Source organism: Thermoleptolyngbya sichuanensis A183 (genome assembly GCF_013177315.1).
Taxonomy (GTDB): domain Bacteria; phylum Cyanobacteriota; class Cyanobacteriia; order Elainellales; family Elainellaceae; genus Thermoleptolyngbya; species Thermoleptolyngbya sichuanensis.
The window spans coordinates 2,794,672-2,818,115 of record NZ_CP053661.1; the positions used below are offsets into that span (position 1 = coordinate 2,794,672).

A 23,444-nucleotide genomic window follows, 5' to 3' on the forward strand; every position below is an offset into this window, starting at 1 on the left:
TCAGGGATTATTCGACGATATCCCAGTCCCTCCGGGGGGCATCGCTTCATTCGGCAAGGCCAGGATTCCATTGATTGCGGGTGGAGCGATCGCACAACAATGCACGCCCCACCCGCAGTCATCGAAACGCCATCTTAGCGGCTGGGAACCACGGTAAGCCGATAGCTACCCTGGGCACTTTAGTTTGGACTAATGGTGAAGAGGAAGGCAGTCAATGAGAAGCACCGACTGCCGTAAGGTCAATGAAGTACAACCAACATTGACCCCATGATTTTCAACGAACTTCAGCAATTTCGCCAAACGTTGTATGCCAGCTTGGGAAACGCCAGAGATGCCCTGTTTGATCTGATGGATGCCGTGTTAGTGAGTGCGTGCATCGTGTCGTTTGTGAGGCTATCGCAGAGTCCTGTCTTTCGTCGCCAGTGGTCGAGCACCTATGAAGCGTTGCGCGATAGCCGCCTACCCCGATCAAAGGTGCTGAAGCTGTTGGTGCAGCAGATACCGACTCAGCAGCAACCGTTGTTGGCAGGTGATGCGAGTCGGTGGAACCGTCCTGCTGCCAGGCGTTTGAAAGACCGCACCTTATCGGGCAGAACAGGACATGCCCCGATAGCCGGACAAAACTACAGTACCTTAGCCTGGATTGCTGAAGACAGGGGCAGTTGGGCATTACCATTGCGGCATGAGCGCATCACCAGCTTTGAAACACCCGCCAGTAAAGCGGCATTCCAACTCAAACAAGTGACTCGGCAGTTAGCGGTGCGTCCGTTGGCGATCTACGACCGAGGGTACGGCAATGCCAGTTTTGTCAACCAAACGGCAGGGATTGAGGCAGACTTGCTGCTGCGGGTTACATCCAATCGATGTGTCTATGGCGCGCCCCCAGCGTATCGAGGGCGAGGCGCACCTGCCAAGCATGGACATAAGATGAAACTCAATGACCCTGACACTTGGAGTGTCCCGGTCGAAACCGTTGAAGTCGATGATCCCAACTGGGGACGAGTGCGGGTCAGTCGTTGGAGTGCATACCATTTCCGCAAATCCCCCAAACGGGCAATGGAAGTGTTGCGCGTGGAGGTGCTGGAGACACAGAGCAGCACGCGACGCTTGGCTCCTTTGTGGTTAGTTTGGCTGGGTGAGCAGATGCCTCCGTTAGAAACCCTGTGGTTGCACTACCTCCGTCGCTTTGCCATTGAACACTGGTATCGCTTTGCCAAGCAGAGGCTATATTGGACACATCCCCAGTTCAGTTCTGTATCGGCAACCGAACAGTGGAGCAGCCTGATGCCGTTGCTCAGTTGGCAGTTGTGGTTAGCGCGAAAGGACTGTACTGACCACCCCTTGCCCTGGCAGGCACCGCAAGAAACGTTGACTCCGGGTCGGGTCGCACAAGCGTTTGCAGGCATTTTGGCAGCGATTGGCACCCCTGCTCCTGCGCCTAAACCTCGTGGTAAATCGCCAGGACGAGGCAAGGGGCACAAGCCAACTCCTCGTCCCTGCTATCCGATGGTCAAAAAACGAGCCTCGAAACGCAAGACATCCGAACAATCCCTGAACAGTCCGGTTGCAACAGCAGCTTAACTGCGAGCAGGATTGTATCCAATTCCTTAAGTTCAACTGTTATGAACGGTTGAGCAGATTCTTTATGGCATCCTGTTGAGCATTATTGTGATGCCAGTTAGTCCAAACTAAAGTGGGCATCTTCCTGCATCGAACTCACCATCACCACGTAGGAGCCAGTGTAGGGCAGGCGGAGTTGCAGGCTGGAATCATTTTGGAGGCCCTGGTTTGCGTCAATAATTTGCCGGGTATTGGTATCTACTAGGGCCACCACCGTTCTAAATTCGCTGCTGGTTAGGGCGATCGCCACGGTCTGCCCCGCTTGTCCGCTAAATCGGTGGAAAACAGCGCGATTGCGTCTGCCGCTTGAGAGGGTGATTTCATGCTCAGCCCCCAGGGTTCCCTGCACCGCGAGGAGCGGCTGGGAGGCGATCGCCCTGGCCGTGCCCAGCCCCACTTGCAGTATCTCGAACTTCTCAAAGGAGTTGAACTGGGGCCGTAGGCTGAGCGGAGCCGCGATTGCAATCAACAGCGTAGCCAGAGAGAGTCCAATCGTGTTAAAGCGTTTCATTGCAAAAGTCCTCAATCTTCTTTAAAGTCACCAGGTTGCTTAGCCGTGGGCAAGCTTCACTGCCCGCTGAGGGCACCTATTTTCGGCAAACTGGACGTATGCAGTTGGGGGGTTAAGCGGTTGGGGATGGAACCTGCATAGGTCGGGCCGTGAGCACACTAGGTGGGCTGCGAGTGGCAGATTTTCCCCAAATCGCGCACACTTTTGGTGCAACTCTGATTAGATCGTTAGATCGCTGAAATGGGCGTTCTCAGCCATGCTTGGGCTAGCGCCTGTCATCTGCGGTCGTTTACCTTCAGCCCTGATTCTCCTGATGAACGTGTCACAGCGATATTGGACTCAAGTGCGAATCGACTCAGGCGGCGATCGCCGGGTCACTGAGATTGCCCCTGTCAAAGCCTTTTTTAAGGGGCAGTTTTCGAGTCTGGAGCCAGACGTTTCTAATGCGTTTCTCCAGCGTCACCAGGAGCATCCCACTTTCGATGAAACAGTCAACTGGCGAGCTGTCCATTGAGGTAGGCACAGCGCAGACTCAACATGGCATTAACGGAGGCCGTATTCCAGCGAGCACCCGAAATTTGGAGGCGTCGCCCAATCTGTTTGACAGCCGATTCTACGGCTCCTGATCCAATAGAACAGAGTTGCTCAGCCTGGTAGAACCCATAATTCACGATGCGAGAGCGATGGGTGCTCAGATAGGCTTCAAAATTGCGGGCTTGCTTGCGCCGACAGTCGGCAAAGAGGGCCCTGGCGGCTTCCACTTGACCTTGCCATAACAGCATTTCCGCCGCTGCTAAGCGCTTGAGCGACCCACCGACTTTGTAGAGGTTTTCTTTGAGATGGTACCAATCGAGGATTTCCCAACGGGTCTCAACGGTGGTGAGTTGAGCAAACAGATTCCACACCCCAGCGTGACCATCGCCCAGACAGACCAGTGGGGAGAGCAAGCGTTGAGCGCTGAGATAATCAATCAAGCTGTCATTGTCTTGGAAGAAGGCGTTGTAATAAATCCCCTCCACCCGCACCGCTTTGTAGTCTCGCCACGGGCTATCGGACTCTAGCAGGTCACGCAGACGGACTTTGCCGCCATCAATGCTGACCTCACTGACGCCTTGTTTAGCCTCGGCAGACTCGAACGACTGACGCCCCACCAGACGTTGTTGGGTCGAGTGCCCGACCCGCATCCCGGTCAGGGCTACGATGTCATCCTCTGCATCTTGAAACGATTCGTTGGCACTTAAGCGTAGGTTGGCTTTCTCTAGGCCACCACTGAGACGGCTGTAAGCCTTTACGCCTAACCGTTCTGCCTGACTTTGACGAATCTCAAGGACCCCTACTAAACTCTTCAATCGGCGAACCCGGCCTCGGGCGGGGTAGGCTTTCTGGTTGACAAAAAAAGGGCAACTCGAGGGCTCACCTCCTCTAGCATTTGCCGTCGTACAGTCTGCTCGATGCCTTCTAGACTATCGAGCCCCTCTCGGTTGCTATTGCGATACAAAATCTCGGCGATCTCTGCTGTACAAGTTTCCAATCGCTTTTGGTCTTCAGGTGTCATGGTGAGTCATCCCTGGGGCTACCCTCCCATTCTCACCCTTCGCACTGTTTTCGCGAAAGTGGGATGCTCCCGCGTCACCTGTTGCAAATCTTGCAGCATAGTCCCGGATCTTCGGAGGCAGCGCTAGCAGAATGCAGCCTGCGCTGTTTCATTTCTCACCAAATCAATCTCGCCTGCGCTGGGTTGGCAAAAGATTTTGGCAGCAGGGCAGGCTTCAGTCACCAAGACTTGCTGCCGCTAGTGCTAGATGATGTCGAGTGCGATCGCGCTGGGGTTTCCAAGCCCTATGGCTTGGCCCCGCCTGCCGAAGGCTTCCAGCCCTTTGCCAGCCGAGTGTTGCAGAGCTTTGACCCTGACAAGGCCGAGCTAAGCACCTGGACAAAGCGCCGAGTGACCTCCCATCCAGATCTGTCCCGATTTTTGGAAAGCTGCGGCGTGCGGCTGATTAGCGACTGGGCGCTGCTGAATGACGGTAAGCTCACGCCTGCTCGACTGGCAGCGCTGCTGAGCGGCGTTTATAACGTACCCACTACCGCTAGCTCGGTGCAGGCAGGTTGCCAGCTCCTCGAAGCGTTTCATGCGGTCTATCGGCGCGATCGCCGCCTGCGGCAACCCGGCACCTCTCGCAGCCGCTGTGGGCCACCGAGCGCAGAGCAACTGAGCGAAATGATCACCTGGCTGCAAACCCAACAGGCTCGGCCCTACACGCCCGAAGCACTGCTAAAGGCGCTGAAGGCCCTGGCACAAACAGTGCGGCAGGCCCACGCCCCGCAGATGGTGTCCTTTGACCAATCAGAAATGCCCGACCAGCTTGACTACCAAATCAGCATGGGCCGCGGCGCTGGCGGCGAGCTTGGCGGTGATCTTGGCGGCGATTTAGACGATGATCCAGAAAACCCGCCCATGCAGCAGTTCTTGCAGCGTTATCGCCAAGCATTTCAACACTGCCTAGAATCTTCCATCGCCCAGAGCGTCAGCAGTCACCTGGCGCACCACCGCAAAAAACGGAAGCCGACCACTGCTGAGTTTCTGCGGGGTCTGTGCCTAACCTATTGCCAGCAGTGGCCGATGGCCAAGATTGCGCCCCAAGTAGGACTGAGCAAGCAATATCAGGTGTCGCGCCTGCTCGATTTGGACGGACTGCGGGCGGCGGTGCGCCATCACATGCTGCAAGGATTGGGCGATCGCCTGCGAGAGTGGGCGCTGTCCAAGACTGACCCGATTGAGCGTGTGCAAGAACTGGATCGCAAGCTGGATGAACTGCTGGGTGCAGAAGTCGATAAAGTGCTGGACGCGGATCGGGCATCGAGCTTTAGCGGTCAATCCAAGCACGATGCCAATGAGATGCCAGAACATCCCTGCATACCCCAAGCGCCGCTCAAGCAGGTGTTTGCCGATCGGCTCTGCCATTATCTGCACACGCTATCCCTCTAGGCAAATCCGCGATGCCTGGCTCATCCATCGTCAGTTGCATCCTCAGTTTCAGGTTTGGCGCATCGAGCGCGACTCTCAACTTATTCTTACTCTGAACTCACCATGACCTACTACATCATTGATTCTGATTCAGACCTGTTGGGGCACTTCCTCAAACCCGACGCACTGATCCTCACGCCAGAACACATCGACTGGGCGATCGCCCTCAGCCATGTCCTCAGTCCGTCCCTGCCCACCGAAGCGCAGCAGTGGCAAACCTACTTGGACGCGCTGGCGCTCGTTGGCTTTGCCCAATGGATTGAGAAACACGCACCAGAACTAGACCTGCGGAATGACTGGCTGTCTGGATTTGAACCCAGGGAGATCGATAGTATTCCTATCAGGAGGCTAGAAGGTGTTCCTGCAAGTGAGCAAATAGACTCGCTGCGATGGGTTCGAGTTGGTGATTTTCGGCTGTATCTAACGGTCACTGAAGTATTTCAAGACGGGGCGATCGCCCTGCCGCAGCGCATCCTAGACTCATCCAATTCATCAGACAATCTCCCTCATTTTTTCGTGCTTATGGAAGTTCTAGAAGACATCGATCAAGTTCGGGTCTATGGTCATTTGCGACAAGATCAATTGATTCAACATCAGCAAACCGCGGCGCTAGCTCTGGACGACGACCATCACTACAGCGTCCCCCTGGCCTGGTTTGACCCGCAGCCAGAGTCATTGCTGCTATTGTTGCGGTGTGTGGAACCAGAGGCGATAGCACTCCGCACCGCCCAGCGCGTCGCACCACCTGCCGCGCCCTACATTACTTCTCCTTTGCAAGGGCTGACGCAGCGGGCCATCAACGTTGGGCGGTGGCTGAATCATCAGTTAGACGAATTGGCGCAGGAGCTATCTTGGGTGCTATTGCCGCCGCCTGCACTCAGTCCGGGGCTGCGGAGTAGCTCCTTGCCCGCCTCTCCTGTGGAGCCGTTCGACGCACTGCTAACTGAATTTATCCAGCGCAGCGATTTGCAACTGCCCGCCGATGCGCGGGGGGCCTACCGCAATTTTGAGTGGGAGGGACTGCCGCTGCGGCTTTACGTCGTTACCTGGGAAACGGTGATGGACGGGGAACCCACCTGGGGTTTGCTGCTGTTTTTGGGAGCGCAACCCAACGCATCGCTGCCGTTGGGCATTCAGCTAGAGATTCACGATGATGTGCTAGTGCTGGAGCAAACCGCCATCACAGATGCCGCTCAGGACTATCTCTATGCCTGTGTGTTGGGTAATTTGAATGAGCAGTTTTGGGCAACGATTCGGCTAACCAATGGGGCATCTACAACGCTGCCACCCTTTCGCTTTGTGCAGGAGTGAGGGCGTTGAACAGATCGTTGAACAGAACATCGCCAGCGCCGATTCATCTCCGTGTGCAGCAGGTCGGGTCGTCCTGTTGGTTTGAGGTGTCCTGGGGGCAGGGACAGCGCACCTCGCGCACCCTAGAGTTTCCGGCAGAATTGGGGCAGCTATTGACTCGCTGGCAAACGCAGTATCTCCACTTCTACCGGAGTGTTCATCTGCCGCTGACCAAGACTTCAGAAGAAATGCAGCCCAAGTCTGCGGAGCCTGAATCGTCCAACTTATCTGACTGGTCCGGTGGGTCTAACTCTGACTCATTCTCTGATTCACTGCGCGGCAGGAGTGGCGGCAGTGGCAACTTGTCTGCACCGCCCATCGACTGGCGGGGTGAGCTGGCCAACCGTGAAGCGCAACTGCTGCACGAGTTTAACCGCTGGCTGCGGCGGGAGGAACTGTACGACATTCGGGCGGCGATCGCCCAAGCGGCTCAGTCCGCAGCTTCCCCAAATTAGTCTCCAATAAACCTGTATCTGACCTGCGACCCCACCGATTTGGCTCGGTTTCCCTGGGAAGCTTGGGAACTAGGCACTGAGTTTGCCGGGCCGCCGCTGCGGATTGTGCGAGTTGCCGCTAATCTACGCCGTCCCACCAGTCCCCCAAAGCTGCGCCGCCGCGCCCGCATTCTGGTCATCGTGGGGCATGACGAACGGCTGGATTTGCAGACGGATGAGCGACTGCTGCGATCGCACTAACGAAGCGCCGCTGGCCGGAGGCGAGCTGGGCATTGCGCCCAAGACGTTTATGACCATTAGCGCGATCGCACCACAGTTGGCGATCGCCATCGATCGGGGACTCCAGTTTGCCCTGTTCAACTCGTGCAAGGGGTTGGACATTGCCAATTCGCTGCTAGACCTGGGGTTTAGCCAAGTCGCCGTGATGCGCGAACCGATTCATAACCGCGTCGCCCAGGCATTCCTAATACAATTCCTGCAAGGACTCACCCAGCGGCTCGATGTGCATCAGTCCCTCGTGCAGGCAACACACACCCTGCGAGCCGAGCAGAATATCACCTACCCGTCGGCCCATCTGGTGCCCTCTTTTTTCTGCCATCCCGCGACGCAGCCCTACACCCTGCCTGCACCGCCGCGCCTCCGGCCAAAGCTACATGAGTTCATGGCTGTGGCAGGGTTGATCGGGCTAAGTCTATTCCCATCCATGCAGGACTGGCTGCTAGGGCAACGGCTGCTCGTGCAGGCCCAGTACCGCAATATCACACGGCAAGTTGCCACCGGAGCGCCGCCCGTGCTGATGGTGCAGATTGATCCTGAATCTGTGCGGCGGGCAGGTTTGCAGACTCCCTGGCCGATGGATCGGGCTTATCTGGCTCAGTTGGTAGAACGCCTGTCGGCCCTCGAAGCGAAGGTTATCGGCATTGATTACTTACTCGATCAGCCGCAGCCAGTCCAAGATACCCAGCTTACGGCGGCATTGCAGACAGCCCAGCGTCAATACGGTACGCGGTTTGTGCTGAGCAGTAGCTACGATACCCAAGCAAACCACTGGCTTCGCCCGATGGCAATGTTCCTGCATCCCAACTGGGCGCTGGCGGGCGATGCCGACCTCTATGGAGAGCCGAACGCGCAGGTCTACCATGCTCCCCTTGAGCTATCGGGTGAACTGGGCGCAGTGCCGCCATTTTCCTATCAGGTGGCGCGGCTGGCGCAGGCGCAGTGGTATCCCAAACGGCCACCACCGACCTCGATTCGCCCCGGCTTGCTGACCCGTCTGGGCTACGACGTGCAGCAGATGTGGCTCCATCCGATCGTGGATTTTTCGCTGCCGCCCGACCGGATGTTTCAGAAAGTTCCAGCTTGGCAAGTGTTCGACCCAACCCACCCGATGTGCTAAAGCGCGTGTTTGAATCGGCGGTGATGATCGTGCCCGGTGGCTATGACGAAGCGGGCCTGGAGCCGGGGCAAGATAACCTGGCCCTGCCGCAGGCGCTGCGCTATTGGCGACATCAGCAAAATCCGCCTGATTTGCGAGACACTCTGCCTGCTGGGGAGATGCACGCTTATCTGTTCCAGCATTTCCTCACTGGACGCTTTGCCACGCCCATTCCCGATGCCTGGATGATTCTGACAGCGGCGATCGCCACTAAGCTGACCCTCGGTTTGCTAGGGCCACCATTGCCCAACCGCCGCCGGGGACTGCTGGCCTTGACGGGCGGCACCGCGCTCTATGCCCTGGCCAGCCTGCAACTGTTCGTATCTGCCTGGGCGATCGCCCTGCCGATTGTGCTGCCTGCCGTCACCGTATGGATCTACGCCATACCCTGGCTCTGGTCATCGCGCCGTCGTTAGCACGGCTCATCAGCCCAGGTTTGAATACATTTGAATACAATGGGGCTGTGAATCACTCCACTCGAGTCTTCCTCCATGAGCTTCCCCACTGGCCATGCCGTTCCCCAAACTGAGCCACCTCGCCCGCCCTGCGAGACGCTGCCCACCATGTATGATTTGCCCAGCGAAGTGATTGGGGAACCCGGCTTGCCCGACGAATTTCACGACCTCCAGCCCCAGTTGTTGAGCCGCACCCTATCTTTGGCCGACTATCCCCGCGACCAGTGGTTTGCCGGGGCTGACCTCAACCTGTACTACGATGTCCATCATCCCCTCTGGTACAAGCGCCCAGACTGGTTTTTGGCCGTGGGGGTTCCTCGCCTCTATGCTGGACAAGACTTTCGCCGCAGTTACGTCACCTGGCAAGAAGGGCGGAATCCCCATGTGGCGATTGAATTGCTGTCGCCCGGAACCGAGCCAGAAGATTTGGGGCGCTTTTATCGGGCTGAAGATGCGATTGAAGCAGGTGTAGAAGCGGCAACGTCGCCGTCTTCCCAGCCCTATCGGGACAACTCACCGCCGACCAAGTTTCAGGTCTACGAGCAGTATCTCCGGGTGCCCCATTATCTGACCTATAGCCGACAAACCCGTCAACTCCGCTATTTTCAATGGGCAGGCGGTCGCTACCGGGAGCAGCCCCTCAATCCGACCCCTCCGCAGGTCTGGCTGGAGGATTTGCAGATTGGCTTGGGGCTATGGGAGGGGTCCTTCGAGGGGATCTCAAGCTGCTGGCTGCGGTGGTGTGATGCAGACGGTGATTGGTACTTGACGGATACTGAACGAGAGCAGCAGGAAAAAGAGCGGGCGCAAGCTCAACTGCTGCAAGCGGCCCGAAATCTTTTGGCGACTGGTATGCCCCCTGCCCAAGTGGCAGAGTTGCTGGGCCTCTCGACCGAACAAGTGAATCAGCTTTGGGGTTAAAGCTCAATACAGTCCCACTGCTTGGTGAACTGAGCGAGCAAGCCGTGATTGCTTATGCTGGACGTTGAGCCAGAAATTTGAGCTAGAAATTTTGTCTGAAGCAATCAGAAAAAACGAGGGGCGATCGCAAATTGCTAACCAAGAGCAAGCCAAGTCGATGATGGAGTGTAGCGGGCAATTCCAGTAAATGCCGGCTATAAATTATGCAGGTTATGCAGGGAAATATGAGCGGGGAAATATCTCTAGTTCCAGGAGCGCTACTGTATGGCTCGGCTTGAGGATTTGGTTCGTGGCATAGCTGTGAAAGGCATTTTGCCCCATGCCTTGGTCACTGTTGTGGATGTCACCTGGCATAGCGAGGCTGTGGTTGAACTGGTTTATAGGGATGCCAGTGGCAATTTGGGCAATGAGCTATTGTGGCGCGATCGCGAGCCTGACTTAGAAATTGTTACGGCTGGGCAGCCCTGGAGTTTCGATGGTGATGGTGCTATGCTGCGGCTGGTGTCGGAAGCGCATCGGATTCGGCTGGCCCATTTGTTTGATCCGCTGCTGGCCGTCCATACGTCGCTTGTGGAACCCCTGCCTCATCAGATTACGGCAGTCTATGGGGAGATGCTACCCCAGCAGCCGCTCCGATTTTTGCTGGCAGACGACCCTGGGGCTGGCAAGACCATCATGACTGGGTTGTTGATGCGAGAGTTTCTGATTCGGGGGAACTTACACCGCTGCTTAGTGGTTTGTCCAGGAAGTTTGGCAGTACAGTGGCAGGATGAATTGTTCCAAAAGTTCCATTTGCCCTTTGAGATCCTCACAAGCGATCGCATCGAGGCTGCGCGAACCGGCAATGTTTTTACTGAAATTCCCCTCCTCATTGCCCGGCTTGATCAGCTCAGTCGCAATGATGACTTGCAGATCAAGCTCCAGCAGACCGATTGGGATCTGATTGTGGTAGACGAGGCGCACAAGCTGTCGGCTTCGTTTTTTGGGGGAGAGGTTAAAGAGACGAAACGCTACAAGCTAGGTAAAAAACTGAGCCAGATCACTCGCCATTTTTTGCTGCTGACGGCAACGCCACACAATGGCAGAGAAGAAGATTTTCAGCTTTTTATGGCGCTGCTAGATGGCGATCGCTTTGAGGGACGATTTCGTAACGGTGCTAAACCAACTGATGCATCGGACTTGATGCGGCGATTGGTGAAAGAAGACTTGCTCAAGTTTGATGGAAAGCCGCTTTTTCCAGAGCGCAAAGCCTATACGGTGACCTACAGTTTATCTGACCTGGAGCAGCAGCTTTATCACAAGGTCACGGAATATGTGCGAGAAGAGTTCAATCGGGCAGATGCACTGGAGAACAATGGGCGTAGAGGAACTGTTGGATTTGCGTTGACCATTTTGCAACGACGGCTGGCATCTTCGCCGGAGGCAATTTATCAGTCGTTGCGGCGAAGAAGGGAACGGCTGGAGCAACGATTAAAAGAAGAGAGAGGGGAACCACAGAGGCACGGAGGGCACGGAGAAGGAACTCTGTGGTCTCTGTGTCTCCGTGGTGAATTAGACGAGGAAGATTTGACGGCAGACGAGTGGGAAGTGTCTGAAGAAGAGGTGGTGGATCAGGCCACGGCAGCTCGCACGATTGCTGAACTGCAAACTGAGATTGAACGGTTAAAGGACCTCGAAAACCTAGCACTGCGGGTGCGGCGGAGTGGGCGCGATCGCAAGTGGGAGGAGTTGTCGCGGGTGATTCAGGCGATCTTTGCACCACAGAGGCACAGAGAGCACGGAGAAGAAACTCTGTGGTCTCTGTATCTCTGTGGTTCATCCCGCAAACTGGTAATCTTTACCGAACATCGAGATACCCTCAACTATTTGGCTAACCAAATTACTACCCTGCTGGGACGGACTGAGGCCGTGGTCACGATTCACGGCGGCATGGGTCGGGAGTTGCGCAAGCAGGCGGAGGAGGCGTTTAAGCAGGATGCTGCGGTGCAGGTCTTAATTGCGACGGATGCAGCGGGTGAGGGGATTAATCTGCAACGGGCGCATCTGATGGTGAACTATGACTTGCCCTGGAACCCCAACCGGCTAGAGCAGCGGTTTGGACGGATTCACCGGATTGGGCAAACGGAGGTCTGCCATCTCTGGAATTTGGTGGCGGAGCAAACCCGCGAGGGAGATGTGTATCTGACGCTGTTGCGAAAGCTGGATCTGGAAGAGAAGGCATTGGGCGGCAAAGTGTTTGATGTGTTGGGTAAGGCGATCGCTGGGAAGGAATTGCGTGAGCTGTTGATTGAGGCAATCCGCTATGGCGATCGCCCCGACGTTCGAGCCAAGCTGCATCAAGTTTTGGCCGACCGTCTAGATCAGCAACGCTTGCGTGAATTGCTCGAAGAACGGGCCTTAGCGCGAGACATCATGGATGCCTCCAAAGTGCAGCAGATTCGGGAAGAGGTGGAACGGGCCGAGGCACGGCGACTCCAACCCCACTTTATTGCGTCCTTTTTCTTGGAGGCATTGGCTCGACTAGGGGGCACAGTTCGGCCGCGGGAACCTGGACGATATGAGATTACCTACGTGCCAGCCCTGCTTCGTAGCCGCGAATGGCAGATTGGCAGAGAGCCGATTCTGCGGCGCTACGAGCGGATTTGTTTCGAGAAGGAACTGATTAACGTTCCGGGGAAGCCAACTGCTGCTTTTATTTGCCCGGGACATCCGCTGCTGGAGGTTGTCATCAAGATAACCCTTGAGCAGCATCAAGATTTGCTGAAGCGGGGGGCGATGCTGGTGGATGAGAATGATTTTGGTGAGCAGGTGCGGGTGCTAGTGTATCTAGAGCATTCGATTCAGGATGCCAGAACTGATAGCAGCGGCAAGCGGCGAGTGGTGTCAAGGCGAATGCAGTATGTGGAGATTTTGGCACCACAGAGGCACGGAAAGCACAGAGAATTGGAAGTGAGGAATGCAGGGTATGCGCCTTACCTGGATTACCGCCCCCTCACCCCCGATGAGCGCACCCTCCTAGAAACTCAAGCTCCTCTGTGTCCTCTGCGCCTCTGTGGTTCCAATCTCGAAACCCAAGCCACCACCTACGCTATTACGCACTTGGTTCCCCAACATCTCCAGGATGTCCGAGAACACAAGGAAAAACTCATTGACAAAACCATTCGGGCTGTGGAAGAGCGGCTGACTCAAGAGATTTATTACTGGGATCAGCAGGCAGAACGCTTGAAACAACAAGAGGCGGCAGGTAAGGTGAATGCCAAGATTAACTCCACCAAAGCGAGAGCGAGAGCCGATGAGCTGGAGTCTCGACTGCAAAGACGATTGACAGAATTGGAACAGGAGCGCAAGCTCTCGCCTCTGCCGCCCGTCGTCGTGGGGGGAGCATTGATCGTCCCGATTGGCTTGTTGCAGCGACTACAGGGCAAGCGGCAGTCAGCAGCAGAGTTGTTTGCCAGAGAGACGCAGCGAGTAGAGCAACTGGCGATGCAGGCAGTCATAGCAGCAGAGCGAGCGTTGGGGCACGAACCACGAGATGTGAGCCAGGAGAAGTGTGGCTACGACATTGAGTCTCGCGTGCCAGCGATCGCAGATCAGCCCAGCCGCATCCGGTTTATTGAAGTGAAAGGACGCATTGAAGGAGCAGAAACCGTCACTGTGACCAAAAACGAAATTTTGACTGCCCTCAACAAGCCAGAAACTTTTGTGCTAGCCCTAGTACAAGTGCCCAGATCAGCCGACTTCCCTGAAGGAGATGCATTTAAGGTGGCCACGTCAAAAGGGAGCTACAACGCGGGCGATAACGGTTGTATTGTACGCTATGTGAGGCACCCGTTTCAACGAGAACCAGACTTCGGAGCGAGTAGTGTGAACTATGAATGGCGGGAGTTGTGGGAAAGGGGGGAGAAACCTCTGTGATCTCTGTGTCTCTGTGGTGAATTTTGAGAGTGAACCACGGAGGCACAGAGGACACGGAGGAAGTAAATCGCTGTGACCTCTGTGTCTCTGTGGTGAATTTTGAGAGTAAACCACGGAGGAAGTAAATCGCTGTGACCTCTGTGTCTCTGTGGTGAATTTTGAGAATAAACCACGGAGGCACGGAGGACACGGAGGACAGGATAATTTTGGGTGGGTTCTGTTGATAGAGCGTTTTCGGGAGGAGGGTGGATGCCATGCTGTTGGAACTGAAGCGTTGGGTTGTGCCGCCCGGTCACCAAGTTTTGTTGCGAGATGTGTCTTGGTCAGAATTGGAGCAAATTTTGGAGGAACTGGGTGAGCATCGAGCGGTTCGCATCTCTTACAGCAGTGGTTTATTGGAACTTATGACGCCTCTGCCCGAACATGAGGATGATAAAGTCATCATCAGCGATTTCGTTAAGATTCTCTTAGAGGAGCAAGGGAGGGAGTTTCGGAACCTCGGATCGACGACGTTTAAGCATGAGCAGATGGATCAAGCTGTAGAACCTGATGAATGTTTTTATATCCAACACGAAGCAGCCATTCGGGGCAAAAAACGAATTGATTTAGGAGTTGATCCTCCCCCAGACCTAGTCATCGAGATTGATATCACAGCCCGCACTCGCCTGGGTAACTATGAAAAATTGAGAGTGCCAGAACTCTGGCGCTACGATAGCGAGGCTCTGGAAATGTATGTGTTACAGGGAGAAACCTATTCTTTATCCTCTGAGAGCTTGCAGTTTCCGGGGATGGCGTTGCAGGAGGCGATTCCTCATTACTTAGAGATGAGTAAGACGCAGGGGAGAACGGTTGCTATGCGTGCATTTCGGGATTGGGTTCAACAACAAATGAAACCTCTGTGATCTCTGTGTCTCTGTGGTGAATTCTGGAATTAGACCACGGAGGCACGGAGGGCACGGAGAAATAACTCTGTGATCTCTGTGTCTCTGTGGTGAATTCTGGAATTAGACCACGGAGGCACGGAGGGCACGGAGGAAGGAAATCTCTGTGATCTCTGTGTCTCTGTGGTGAATTCTGAGAGTGAACCACGGAGGCACGGAGGGCATGGAGATGGAGTTGGATGAAATATCGGGACAGGTGATTGGGGCAGCGATCGCCGTTCATCGAGAGTTGGGGCCCGGGTTACTGGAATCGGTGTATGAAGCGTGTTTGGTGCATGAATTGCGCCAGCGGGGGGTTCAGATTGAGCAACAAATCCCGCAACCTGTCATTTACAAAGGATTACAGTTAGAGTGTGGCTACCGTTTAGATCTCCTGGTCGAGAATCGGGTCATCGTAGAATTAAAAGCCGTTGAAACCCTCTTACCCATCCACGAAGCCCAGCTTTTGACCTACCTCAAACTCCGTCAACTCCGCCTTGGCCTCCTGATCAACTTCAACGTCCCCATCCTCAAACACGGCATCAAACGCCTCCTCAATGGCTAACCCTCCGTGCCTGCCGTGTCTCTGTGGTTATTTATTATTCAGGAGTTAAATTTATGAATGCCTATAAGCTAGCAGCAACCCTAATCGAGGACGGCACTCTCATCCTGAAAGGATTACCCTTCCATGCCGGGGATACCGTAGAAATCATTATCCTAGAGCAGTCAAAGGAACAGTCAGCATCCCCACCCCGACAAACCGAGTATCCTCTTCAGGGAAAACAACCTTATCGCTACGATGATCCGTTTGAACCTGCCGTACCTGCGGAAGATTGGGAGGTTTTGAAGTGATTGCGCTAGACACACACATCTGGATTTGGTGTGTGCAAAAAGATAGCAGGCTGAACCAGCAACACGAACAGTGGCTCCAGCAATATCGATCGGAGGGGCTAGGGGTAAGTATCTTTAGTTGCTGGGAAGTTGCGAAGCTGGTTGAGAAACAGCGATTAGTTTTGCCAGAAACGATTGATCGATGGATGGAGATGGCATTGGCCTATCCTGGAGTACGATTGCTGGGGTTGACGTTACCGATTGTGGTGAAAGCGACCCAACTAGAAGGATTTCACAATGATCCAGCGGATCAAATCATTGTGGCAACCGCCCAAGTCCATGCCTGTCCACTGCTCACAGTTGACACCAAAATCGTCAATTATCCCCATGTTCAAATTCTGACAGAGTTTTGATACTCTCCGTGCCCTCTGTGTCTCTGTGGTTCCTACTATGCCCCATCGCAAAAAACTGATCGAAGTCGCTTTGCCCCTAGAAGCCATCAACCTCGAATCGGCCCGTGAGAAATCGATCCGCCACGGGCACCCCAGCACCCTGCATCTCTGGTGGGCACGCCGTCCCCTGGCCGCCTGTCGTGCCGTCCTATGGGCTTCGCTCGTGGATGATCCGGGTAGCTGGCCCGACAAATTCCCCAGCGAGGCAGACCAGATGCGGGAACGGCAGCGGCTATTCAATATTTTGGGACGGATTGAGACGGAAACGGATAAGAAGGGCAACACGAAGCAAGTGGTGCGGGGGTTGGTGTCGTGGGATGACGTGAATGATCCCAACTCTGGGGTGCTGGAGGCGGCTCAACGGGAGATTGCCCGGTGCTTGGCTTGGGAACGGGGTGAGGAACCGCCAACAAAACCCGATGCGGTCAGAGCCTACATTGTGAAGTATGCACCCCCTGCCTATGACCCGTTTTCGGGGGGTGGATCAATTCCGTTGGAAGCACAGCGCTTGGGGCTGGAGGCTCACGCCAGTGATTTGAACCCAGTGGCGGTGTTGATCAATAAGGCGTTGATTGAGATTCCGCCGAAGTTTAAGGATAAATCCCCGGTCAATCCTGAAGATCGCGCTAAGAAAAGTATTTCATCGTGGCGGGGGGCGCAGGGGTTGGCGGCGGATGTGCGGTTTTATGGGGCCTGGATGCGGGAGCGGGCGTTTGAGCAGATTGGGTATCTTTACCCGAAGGTGAGGATTGGGAACCACGGAGGCACGGAGGACACAGAGAAAGAAAACCTCCGTGATCTCTGTGCCTCTGTGGTGAATAGAAACCACGGAGACACGGAGGGCACAGAGGCGACGGTGATTGCATGGCTGTGGGCGCGGACGGTGACCTGTCCCAACCCGGCCTGTGGGTGTGCGATGCCGCTGGTGCGATCGTTTCAGCTTTCGACGAAGAAGGGGAAGGAGGCTTGGGTAGAGCCGATCGTGGAGGATAGGAACCACGGAGACACTGTGGTGAATAAAAACCACGGAGACACGGAGGACACAGAGAATCTCCGTGATCTCTGTGCCTCTGTGGTGAATAAAAACCACGGAGACACTGTGGTGAATAAAAACCACGGAGACACGGAGGACACAGAGAATCTCCGTGATCTCTGTGCCTCTGTGGTGAATAAAAACCACGGAGACACTGTGGTGAATAAAAACCACGGAGACACGGAGGACACAGAGAATCTCCGTGATCTCTGTGCCTCTGTGGTTCCCAAAATCCGGTTCATCGTCAAATCAGGCCAGGGCAAAGCCCCAGAAGACACGGTAGATCGCAAAGGGGCACGCTGCATCGCCTGCGAAACGCCTGTGCCGCTGGAGTATGTGCGCCAGGAAGGCCGCGCCGGACGCATGGGGCAGCAAATGATGGCGATCGTTGCTGAGGGTAAATCGGGCAGGGTTTATCTTTCGCCTGATGAGTACCATGTGGAAGTTGCCAATTCAGCACAGCCAACTTGGAAGCCAGAGGCAGAACTTCCTGATAATACTCGTGATATTCGCCCTCAAATTTATGGGTTGCCAACCTATGGCGACCTCTTTACCCCCCGGCAACTGGTCGCCCTGACCACCTTCAGCAATTTGGTGGGGGAAGCACGGGAACGGGCGACTCAGGATGCGATCGCCGCTGGCTTACCGGATGATGATGTGCCGTTGAATGATGGCGGTACCGGGGCGAGAGCCTATGGAGAGGCGATCGGGACTTATTTGGCGTTTGCTGTCGATAAAGCTAGTGATTATTGGTCAGGGCTTTGTAGCTGGCATTCTTCAGGCGAAAAAATGAGAAATACTTTTGGTCGCCAAGCTATTCCAATGGTCTGGGATTATGCCGAGTGCTGTCCTTTCAGTGAATCAACTGGCAATTGGATGGCGTGTATTGATTGGGTTTGGAAAGTAGTTGAAAAATCTTCTAGCTTCACTAACGGACACGCTACCCAACACGACGCAACTGCCCCCCACCCCCACGACCCCACCCCCAAACTCATCTCCACCGACCCGCCCTATTACGACAACATCAGTTACGCAGACCTAGCAGATTTTTTCTATGTCTGGCTGCGGCGCTCCCTCAGTTCCATTTATCCCACCATTTGCAGCACGCTCCTAGTCCCTAAAGCTCAAGAACTCGTCGCTACCCCCTATCGCTTTGATGGCAGCAAACAAAAAGCTCAAGCATTCTTTGAAGCAGGACTCGGCAAAGCCTTCAATCGAATGCACGAAATCTCCCATGCGGATTATCCGCTAACGGTTTACTACGCCTTCAAGCAAGCAGAAACAGATCAAAAAGGCAAAAGCGATGAATCCATTGCTTCTACCGGATGGGAAACGATGCTAGAAGGCTTGATCAAAGCCGATTTCACCATTGATGGCACCTGGCCCATGCGGAGCGAACTCAGTAACCGCATGGTCGCATCCGGCACTAACGCCCTCGCATCATCCATCGTCCTCGTCTGTCGCCCCCGCCCCGCCGATGCGCCCAAAATCACCCGTCGCCAATTCCTCAGCGAACTCAAACGCGAACTGCCAGCGGCGCTTAAACTCTTGCAGCAGGGCAACATCGCCCCTGTAGACCTCGCCCAAGCTAGCATTGGCCCTGGCATGATGGTCTATTCTCGCTATGGGGCAATCTTGGAAAGCGATGGCTCCCCGATGCCCGTCCGCACTGCCCTGCAATTAATTAACCAATACCTCGACGAATACCTCACTGAACAAGAAGGCGAATTTGACAACGACACCCGCTGGGCCCTCACCTGGTTTGAGCAACACCAGTTTCACCCCGGCGACTATGGCACCGCCGAAACCCTCAGCAAAGCCCGCAATACCAGTGTGAGTGGCATGGTGGAGGCGGGCATTCTAGAAGCGAAGGCGGGCAAGGTGCAGCTGCTCAAACGCGAAGACTTGCCCCCCGGCTGGAACCCCGCCACCGATCAGCGAATGCCCCATTGGGAGATGATGCAACACCTGATTCGGGCACTGACCAACGAGGGAGAACAGGGTGCAGCGACGCTGTTGGCAACACTCTCCGCCACCCAGGGCGATGCGGTGGCCGTGTGTCGCGACCTGGCCTATCGGCTCTATAGCCTGTGCGATCGCAAGGGCTGGAGCCAAGAAGCCGTCGCCTACAATAGTCTCGTGGTTGCCTGGCCCGAAATCAGCCGCCTCGCCTCAGCCCTACAGGCGAGCGACTCCGTGCAAACGCGGCTGCTGTAGGCCTGGCCACCAGGGTGCAGCAAAGTATAAAGATACAGATAAAGATCCAGATAAAGATACAAGGAATACTAAAGACGTGGAGAGAGCCTATGAACACCCAGTTAATTGATGCCATTATCCAGGTGATTGGTTCTCTATCGCCTGAAGAACAAGCTGCGTTGGCAGAGAAACTGTTCTTTGACTGCGCCTACCCGTCTACTTCAGATATCCTCACCCTTGCTCTCAGAGGCAGTAGCTTCGATTTTCTCAACTTCGATTTTCTCAACAGTGAACCTGACCTCTACACCTTAGACGATGGAGAACCCATTCCATGTCTTTGAGTAAAGGGGACATTGTTCTGGTTCCGTTTCCCTTCACTGATCTCAGCCAAACGAAACTCCGACCTTCTGCCGTTCTTTGGGTAGATCCTCAAGGGCAAGAATCACCTTATGCTTCATCTCCTCGCAAAATCTGGAACGCATTATGTCAGATGAATTGTTACTTGAGACAAGCGACCCAGAATTTGCTCAAACCGGGCTTAAAGTGACCTCCAAAATCAGAGTGACTCGAATCGTTACCCTGGAGCGCCGTCTGCTACAGCGACGCTTAGGTCAATTGAGTGTACGCCAGATAAACTATCTGAACCAAATTTTCATCCAAGCCTTTCGTCTTGACTTGTGAGCCTTCTGTCTCTTGGTGTCCTTTGTGCCTTTGTGCTTCCTCTTCACGACAAAGACCCAAGCACACGCAGAAATCTCACGAAGAAGCCTAAAGATATCCCTCACACTATACACAAGATCAACTATGGCCATTAGCAATCACGAACGAGTAGGTCGTGCCCTGAGTCTGCTCCGGGAGGGCTTGTATCCCTTTGTGGAACGAGAGATGAAAGCCATTCATGGCGATCGCTGGCCTCTGGCGGCTTCGGCCTGTCTTCCCGAAAGCTACGGGAGATCCAAGAGTGCCCAAGACATCCTCAGGGACGACGTTTCTGCGCTGCTGATCGTCATGTGGGAAAAGTGGAATGACGTTTTTAGGCAAACGCTGGGGAAAACAGAACGCACGCTCGTGAGTGAGTTGCGCGAAACCCGTAACGAATGGGCGCACAACAGCAGCTTTTCGACCGATGATGCCTACCGCGCTCTTGATAGCGTCACTCGTCTATTGACGGCGATCGCCGCTCCTGAAGCGGCCGAAGTCGAAAAACAAAAGCAAGAACTCCTCCGCATCCGCTTTGAAGAACAGGCCCGCCGCGAAACCCGTCGCATTACAGGAGCACCGACAGAAGGCCAGCCCCAAGCAGGACTTAAGCCCTGGCGCGAAATCGTCACCCCCCACCCCGATGTGGCCTCAGGGCAGTTCCAACAAGCCGAATTTGCCGCCGACCTGTGGCAGGTATATCTCGACGAAGGCTCCGACGAATACCGCGACCCCACAGAGTTCTATCGCCGCACCTTCCTGACGGATGGGTTGCAGCAATTGCTCAAAAATGCGCTGCTACGCCTCAGCGGAAAAGGGGGCGACCCAGTGATTGAGCTACAGACCAACTTCGGTGGGGGCAAAACCCACGCCATGCTCGCCCTCTACCACCTGTGCCAAGCACTGCGAGTCAGCAACCTGCCGGGGATGGAACCCGTTTTTCAGGCGGCGGGCATCGATGCGCTTCCCCAAAATGTGAGCGTGGCCGTGTTGGTGGGCAACAAGCTCCAGCCTAGTGGCATCGCACCTTACGGGCCTGGCGCGTCCAAGCGGCCGGTCATCAAAACCCTGTGGGGGGAATTGGCCTGGCAATTAGGGGGAGCCGAAGCCTATGAAATCATTCGCTCTGCCGACGAAACCTCAACGAATCCAGGCGATGCGCTGAAGACCCTGTTCAACCAATATTCGCCCTGCTTAATTCTGATCGACGAATGGGTGTCCTATGCCCGCCAGTTGCACGAAACCAGCGACCTAGCCGGCGGCAGCTTTGATACGCAGTTTACCTTTGCCCAAACCCTGAGCGAATCGGCTAAGAATGCCAAAGACACGCTGCTGGTGGTTAGTATTCCATCGTCGGATATCGAAATTGGGGGCGATCGCGGCAAAGAAGCCCTCGATCGGCTCAAAAATGCGATTGGTCGGGTGGAGTCGCCTTGGCGGCCTGCAAGTGCCGAAGAGAGTTTTGAAATTGTGCGCCGACGCTTGTTTCAACCCATCAGCGACCCTGGCCTCTATGTACAACGAGATGCTGTGGTCAAAGCCTGCATGGACCTGTATCGCAGCCAGAGCCAAGAGTTTCCTAGCGAATGCAAAGAATCGGATTATGAACGTCGCCTAAAAGCCGCCTATCCTATCCACCCCGAACTGTTCGATCGCCTCTATGGAGACTGGTCTACCCTCGACAAATTCCAGCGCACCCGTGGCGTGCTGCGCCTGATGGCTAAGGTCATCCACTCCCTCTGGGAACGCCATGACCAGAGCCTCATCATCCTGCCGGCCCACATCCCGATGGATGATCTACAAGTGCAGTCGGAACTGACGCGCTATCTCGATGACCACTGGCAGCCCGTCATCGATAAAGATGTAGACGGGGCCAACTCCTTGCCCCTTGCCCTCGATCGCCAGTTTCCCAACCTGGGCCGCTATTCTGCCTGTCGCCGCGTAGCCCGCACCATCTATATGGGGTCTGCACCTACCCTGCGAGCAGCCAACCGAGGCATTGACGATCGCCGCATTAAGCTAGGCTGCGTGCAACCGGGTGAAACTCCAGCCGTGTTTGGCGATGCCCTCCGCTACCTCACCGACCGCGCCACCTACCTGTATGTTGATGAGAGCAAGCGCTACTGGATTTCCACCCAGCCCAATATCAATCGCACGGCGCTAGAGCGGGCAGAGCAATTGTTGGGCGATCGCGATCCGGTTTGGGCAGAAATCATCCAGCGCCTCAAAGCAGACAGAAATCGCGGCGAATTTAGCGCAGTCCACGTCGCCCCCGACTCCACCGCCGACATCCCCGACGACCCAGACCAAGGCGTGCGGTTGGTGGTGTTGCATCCTCAGCATCCCCACAGCAAAAGCAGCCCCGATAGCCCCGCCCGTCAGTGGGTCGAAGATGCCCTAGCGCATCGGGGCAGCGGCCCTCGGTATTACAAAAACACCCTCCTCTTTCTCGCTCCCGACAAGGCTAAGATTGAAACCCTAGAACGAAGCACGGCCCAATACCTTGCTTGGAACGCCATCGTACAGGAAAAAGAGTCCCTCAACCTCGACCCTGCCCAAACCAGACAAGCTGAATCGAAACTAAGCCAAGCCAAAGAAGCCGTTGCCGTCAGTTTGCGAGAAACCTATCAATGGCTCTTAGTGCCCCATCAGCCAGAGGCCCAAGGCCCAATCGAATGGAAAGAAGCTCGGCTACAGGGCCAAGACTTTCCAATTTTGCAGGCCAGCCGCAAAGCGGTCAGCGAACAAGACTTGCTGACAACCTATGCGCCCACCAATCTGCGGCTCGAGGCGTTAGACCCCTTCCTTTGGCGCGAGGCCAATCACATCGATCTGAAGCGCCTCTGGAACTATTTGACCCAATACCTATACCTGCCGCGCCTAAAAGATGCGTCTGTCTTGTTAGAAGCCGTTCGCAACGGTGTCGCCTCGACTGCTTGGGCAGATAGTTTTGCCTACGCTGAAGGATTCGACGAAACCAAGGGTAAATATCTCGGGCTGAGCATTGCCACAGGCATCACCCCCAGCATTAGCCCCCAAAGCTTACTCGTGAAGCCAGAGATTGCCCAAAAACAGTTGGATGAGGCACACCCCAAACCTGACCCAAAACCCACTGACATCCCTCCTGGGCCAGGTGTAATACACCCAACGCCCAAACCCGACCTAGAACCCACCCCAACTCCTCTCAAGAGGAGCAGGTTTTACGGAAGTGTGCAGCTTGACCCCTTACGGATCAATCGAGATACCTCAGCGATCGCCGATGAAGTCATTCGCCATCTGGCCGCTTTGAATGGAGCGCAGGTGAAAATTACGCTCGAAGTGGAAGCGACTTTTCCAGAAGGAGCCACAGATGAAGCGACCCGCACGGTTACGGAAAATTGTCGCACGCTGAAGTTTACCAGCTATGAGTTTGAAGCAGAGTAGCTCAGCACTAAGCTAGAGACACCAATCCTTCAAACCCTCACGACAGATTTTATGGAAATGGGGTAGAGGCGAAATCCGCCACAAAAGCATAGCGCCTTCTTGAGCCTTATCGATTGCCCTAGCTTGGCGATCGCCCTGCATAGGTGAAAGACCAGCGAATCTATCTAGCCCCAGGAAGACCAAACACTTCCACACCCCAA

At 55.1% G+C, this 23,444-nt stretch carries 19 protein-coding genes and 1 pseudogene; 18 read left to right on the plus strand and 2 right to left on the minus strand.

Features of this window, described 5'->3' with window-relative positions; all coding sequences use genetic code 11:
• Positions 1 to 267: 267 nt before the first annotated feature.
• Positions 268 to 1,581: an NF041680 family putative transposase gene (locus HPC62_RS11710; protein WP_172353244.1), complete on the plus strand. Its 1,314-nt coding sequence runs from the start codon at positions 268 to 270 to the stop codon at positions 1,579 to 1,581.
• 97 nt (positions 1,582 to 1,678) lie between these two features.
• On the opposite strand, the gene HPC62_RS11715 is transcribed toward HPC62_RS11710, so the two are convergent.
• On the minus strand, positions 1,679 to 2,131 hold the full coding sequence (locus tag HPC62_RS11715; RefSeq protein WP_172355859.1) for a hypothetical protein: 453 nt from the start codon (positions 2,129 to 2,131) through the stop codon (positions 1,679 to 1,681).
• Between the two features lie 313 nt (positions 2,132 to 2,444).
• Between HPC62_RS11715 and HPC62_RS11720 the strand changes: the two genes are divergently transcribed.
• A complete protein-coding gene (locus HPC62_RS11720; protein ID WP_172355861.1) occupies positions 2,445 to 2,645 on the plus strand; it encodes a hypothetical protein in 201 nt (66 codons plus the stop codon).
• Here HPC62_RS11720 and HPC62_RS11725 read toward each other — a convergent pair.
• A protein-coding gene (locus tag HPC62_RS11725) for an ISKra4 family transposase (RefSeq protein WP_172355863.1) occupies positions 2,623 to 3,686 on the minus strand; the annotation gives its coding sequence in 2 pieces (ribosomal slippage) (positions 2,623 to 3,530 and positions 3,530 to 3,686; 1,065 coding nt in all). The genes HPC62_RS11720 and HPC62_RS11725 overlap by 23 nt on opposite strands.
• A gap of 63 nt (positions 3,687 to 3,749) precedes the next feature.
• Here HPC62_RS11725 and HPC62_RS11730 point away from each other — a divergent pair.
• The 16 genes and pseudogenes from HPC62_RS11730 to HPC62_RS11805 all read left to right on the plus strand — a co-directional run bounded on the left by HPC62_RS11730 (position 3,750) and on the right by HPC62_RS11805 (position 23,244).
• Positions 3,750 to 5,120: a hypothetical protein gene (locus HPC62_RS11730; protein WP_172355865.1), complete on the plus strand. Its 1,371-nt coding sequence runs from the start codon at positions 3,750 to 3,752 to the stop codon at positions 5,118 to 5,120.
• Positions 5,121 to 5,222: 102 nt separating this feature from the next.
• Complete coding sequence (locus HPC62_RS11735; RefSeq protein WP_172355867.1) at positions 5,223 to 6,470, plus strand: DUF1822 family protein; 1,248 nt, start codon at positions 5,223 to 5,225, stop codon at positions 6,468 to 6,470.
• A 17-nt stretch (positions 6,471 to 6,487) separates the two neighbouring features.
• On the plus strand, positions 6,488 to 6,964 hold the full coding sequence (locus HPC62_RS11740; RefSeq protein WP_205369593.1) for a hypothetical protein: 477 nt from the start codon (positions 6,488 to 6,490) through the stop codon (positions 6,962 to 6,964).
• A gap of 39 nt (positions 6,965 to 7,003) precedes the next feature.
• Positions 7,004 to 7,204 carry a hypothetical protein gene (locus HPC62_RS11745; RefSeq protein WP_172355871.1) on the plus strand — a complete coding sequence of 67 codons (201 nt, stop codon included), beginning with the start codon at positions 7,004 to 7,006 and terminating at the stop codon, positions 7,202 to 7,204.
• On the plus strand, positions 7,179 to 8,360 hold the full coding sequence (locus HPC62_RS11750; protein WP_172355873.1) for a CHASE2 domain-containing protein: 1,182 nt from the start codon (positions 7,179 to 7,181) through the stop codon (positions 8,358 to 8,360). Before HPC62_RS11745 ends, HPC62_RS11750 begins: the two co-directional genes overlap by 26 nt.
• The gene (locus HPC62_RS11755) at positions 8,324 to 8,815 is read left to right on the plus strand and encodes a hypothetical protein (RefSeq protein WP_172355875.1); all 492 of its coding nucleotides are present in this window, start codon (positions 8,324 to 8,326) and stop codon (positions 8,813 to 8,815) included. Before HPC62_RS11750 ends, HPC62_RS11755 begins: the two co-directional genes overlap by 37 nt.
• 75 nt (positions 8,816 to 8,890) lie before the next feature.
• Positions 8,891 to 9,775: a Uma2 family endonuclease gene (locus HPC62_RS11760; protein WP_172355877.1), complete on the plus strand. Its 885-nt coding sequence runs from the start codon at positions 8,891 to 8,893 to the stop codon at positions 9,773 to 9,775.
• A gap of 264 nt (positions 9,776 to 10,039) precedes the next feature.
• Positions 10,040 to 13,690 (plus strand): helicase-related protein, encoded by a 3,651-nt coding sequence (locus HPC62_RS11765; RefSeq protein ID WP_172355879.1) that lies wholly within the window; start codon positions 10,040 to 10,042, stop codon positions 13,688 to 13,690.
• A 254-nt stretch (positions 13,691 to 13,944) separates the two neighbouring features.
• Positions 13,945 to 14,592 (plus strand): Uma2 family endonuclease, encoded by a 648-nt coding sequence (locus HPC62_RS11770; protein WP_172355881.1) that lies wholly within the window; start codon positions 13,945 to 13,947, stop codon positions 14,590 to 14,592.
• A gap of 208 nt (positions 14,593 to 14,800) precedes the next feature.
• On the plus strand, positions 14,801 to 15,175 hold the full coding sequence (locus HPC62_RS11775; protein WP_172358913.1) for a GxxExxY protein: 375 nt from the start codon (positions 14,801 to 14,803) through the stop codon (positions 15,173 to 15,175).
• A 53-nt stretch (positions 15,176 to 15,228) separates the two neighbouring features.
• Positions 15,229 to 15,462 (plus strand): hypothetical protein, encoded by a 234-nt coding sequence (locus tag HPC62_RS11780; RefSeq protein ID WP_172355883.1) that lies wholly within the window; start codon positions 15,229 to 15,231, stop codon positions 15,460 to 15,462.
• A complete protein-coding gene (locus HPC62_RS11785; protein ID WP_172355885.1) occupies positions 15,459 to 15,854 on the plus strand; it encodes a type II toxin-antitoxin system VapC family toxin in 396 nt (131 codons plus the stop codon). Before HPC62_RS11780 ends, HPC62_RS11785 begins: the two co-directional genes overlap by 4 nt.
• 37 nt (positions 15,855 to 15,891) lie before the next feature.
• The gene (locus HPC62_RS11790; RefSeq protein ID WP_172355887.1) at positions 15,892 to 19,143 is read left to right on the plus strand and encodes a DUF1156 domain-containing protein; all 3,252 of its coding nucleotides are present in this window, start codon (positions 15,892 to 15,894) and stop codon (positions 19,141 to 19,143) included.
• 89 nt (positions 19,144 to 19,232) lie between these two features.
• Positions 19,233 to 19,463, plus strand: coding sequence for a hypothetical protein (locus HPC62_RS11795; RefSeq protein ID WP_172355889.1), 231 nt, complete (start codon positions 19,233 to 19,235; stop codon positions 19,461 to 19,463).
• A pseudogene (locus HPC62_RS24165) lies at positions 19,454 to 19,803 on the plus strand (type II toxin-antitoxin system PemK/MazF family toxin). The gene HPC62_RS11795 and the pseudogene HPC62_RS24165 overlap by 10 nt, the downstream one beginning before the upstream one ends.
• A 123-nt stretch (positions 19,804 to 19,926) precedes the next feature.
• The gene (locus tag HPC62_RS11805) at positions 19,927 to 23,244 is read left to right on the plus strand and encodes a Swt1 family HEPN domain-containing protein (RefSeq protein WP_172355891.1); all 3,318 of its coding nucleotides are present in this window, start codon (positions 19,927 to 19,929) and stop codon (positions 23,242 to 23,244) included.
• The last annotated feature ends 200 nt before the right edge of the window (positions 23,245 to 23,444 follow it).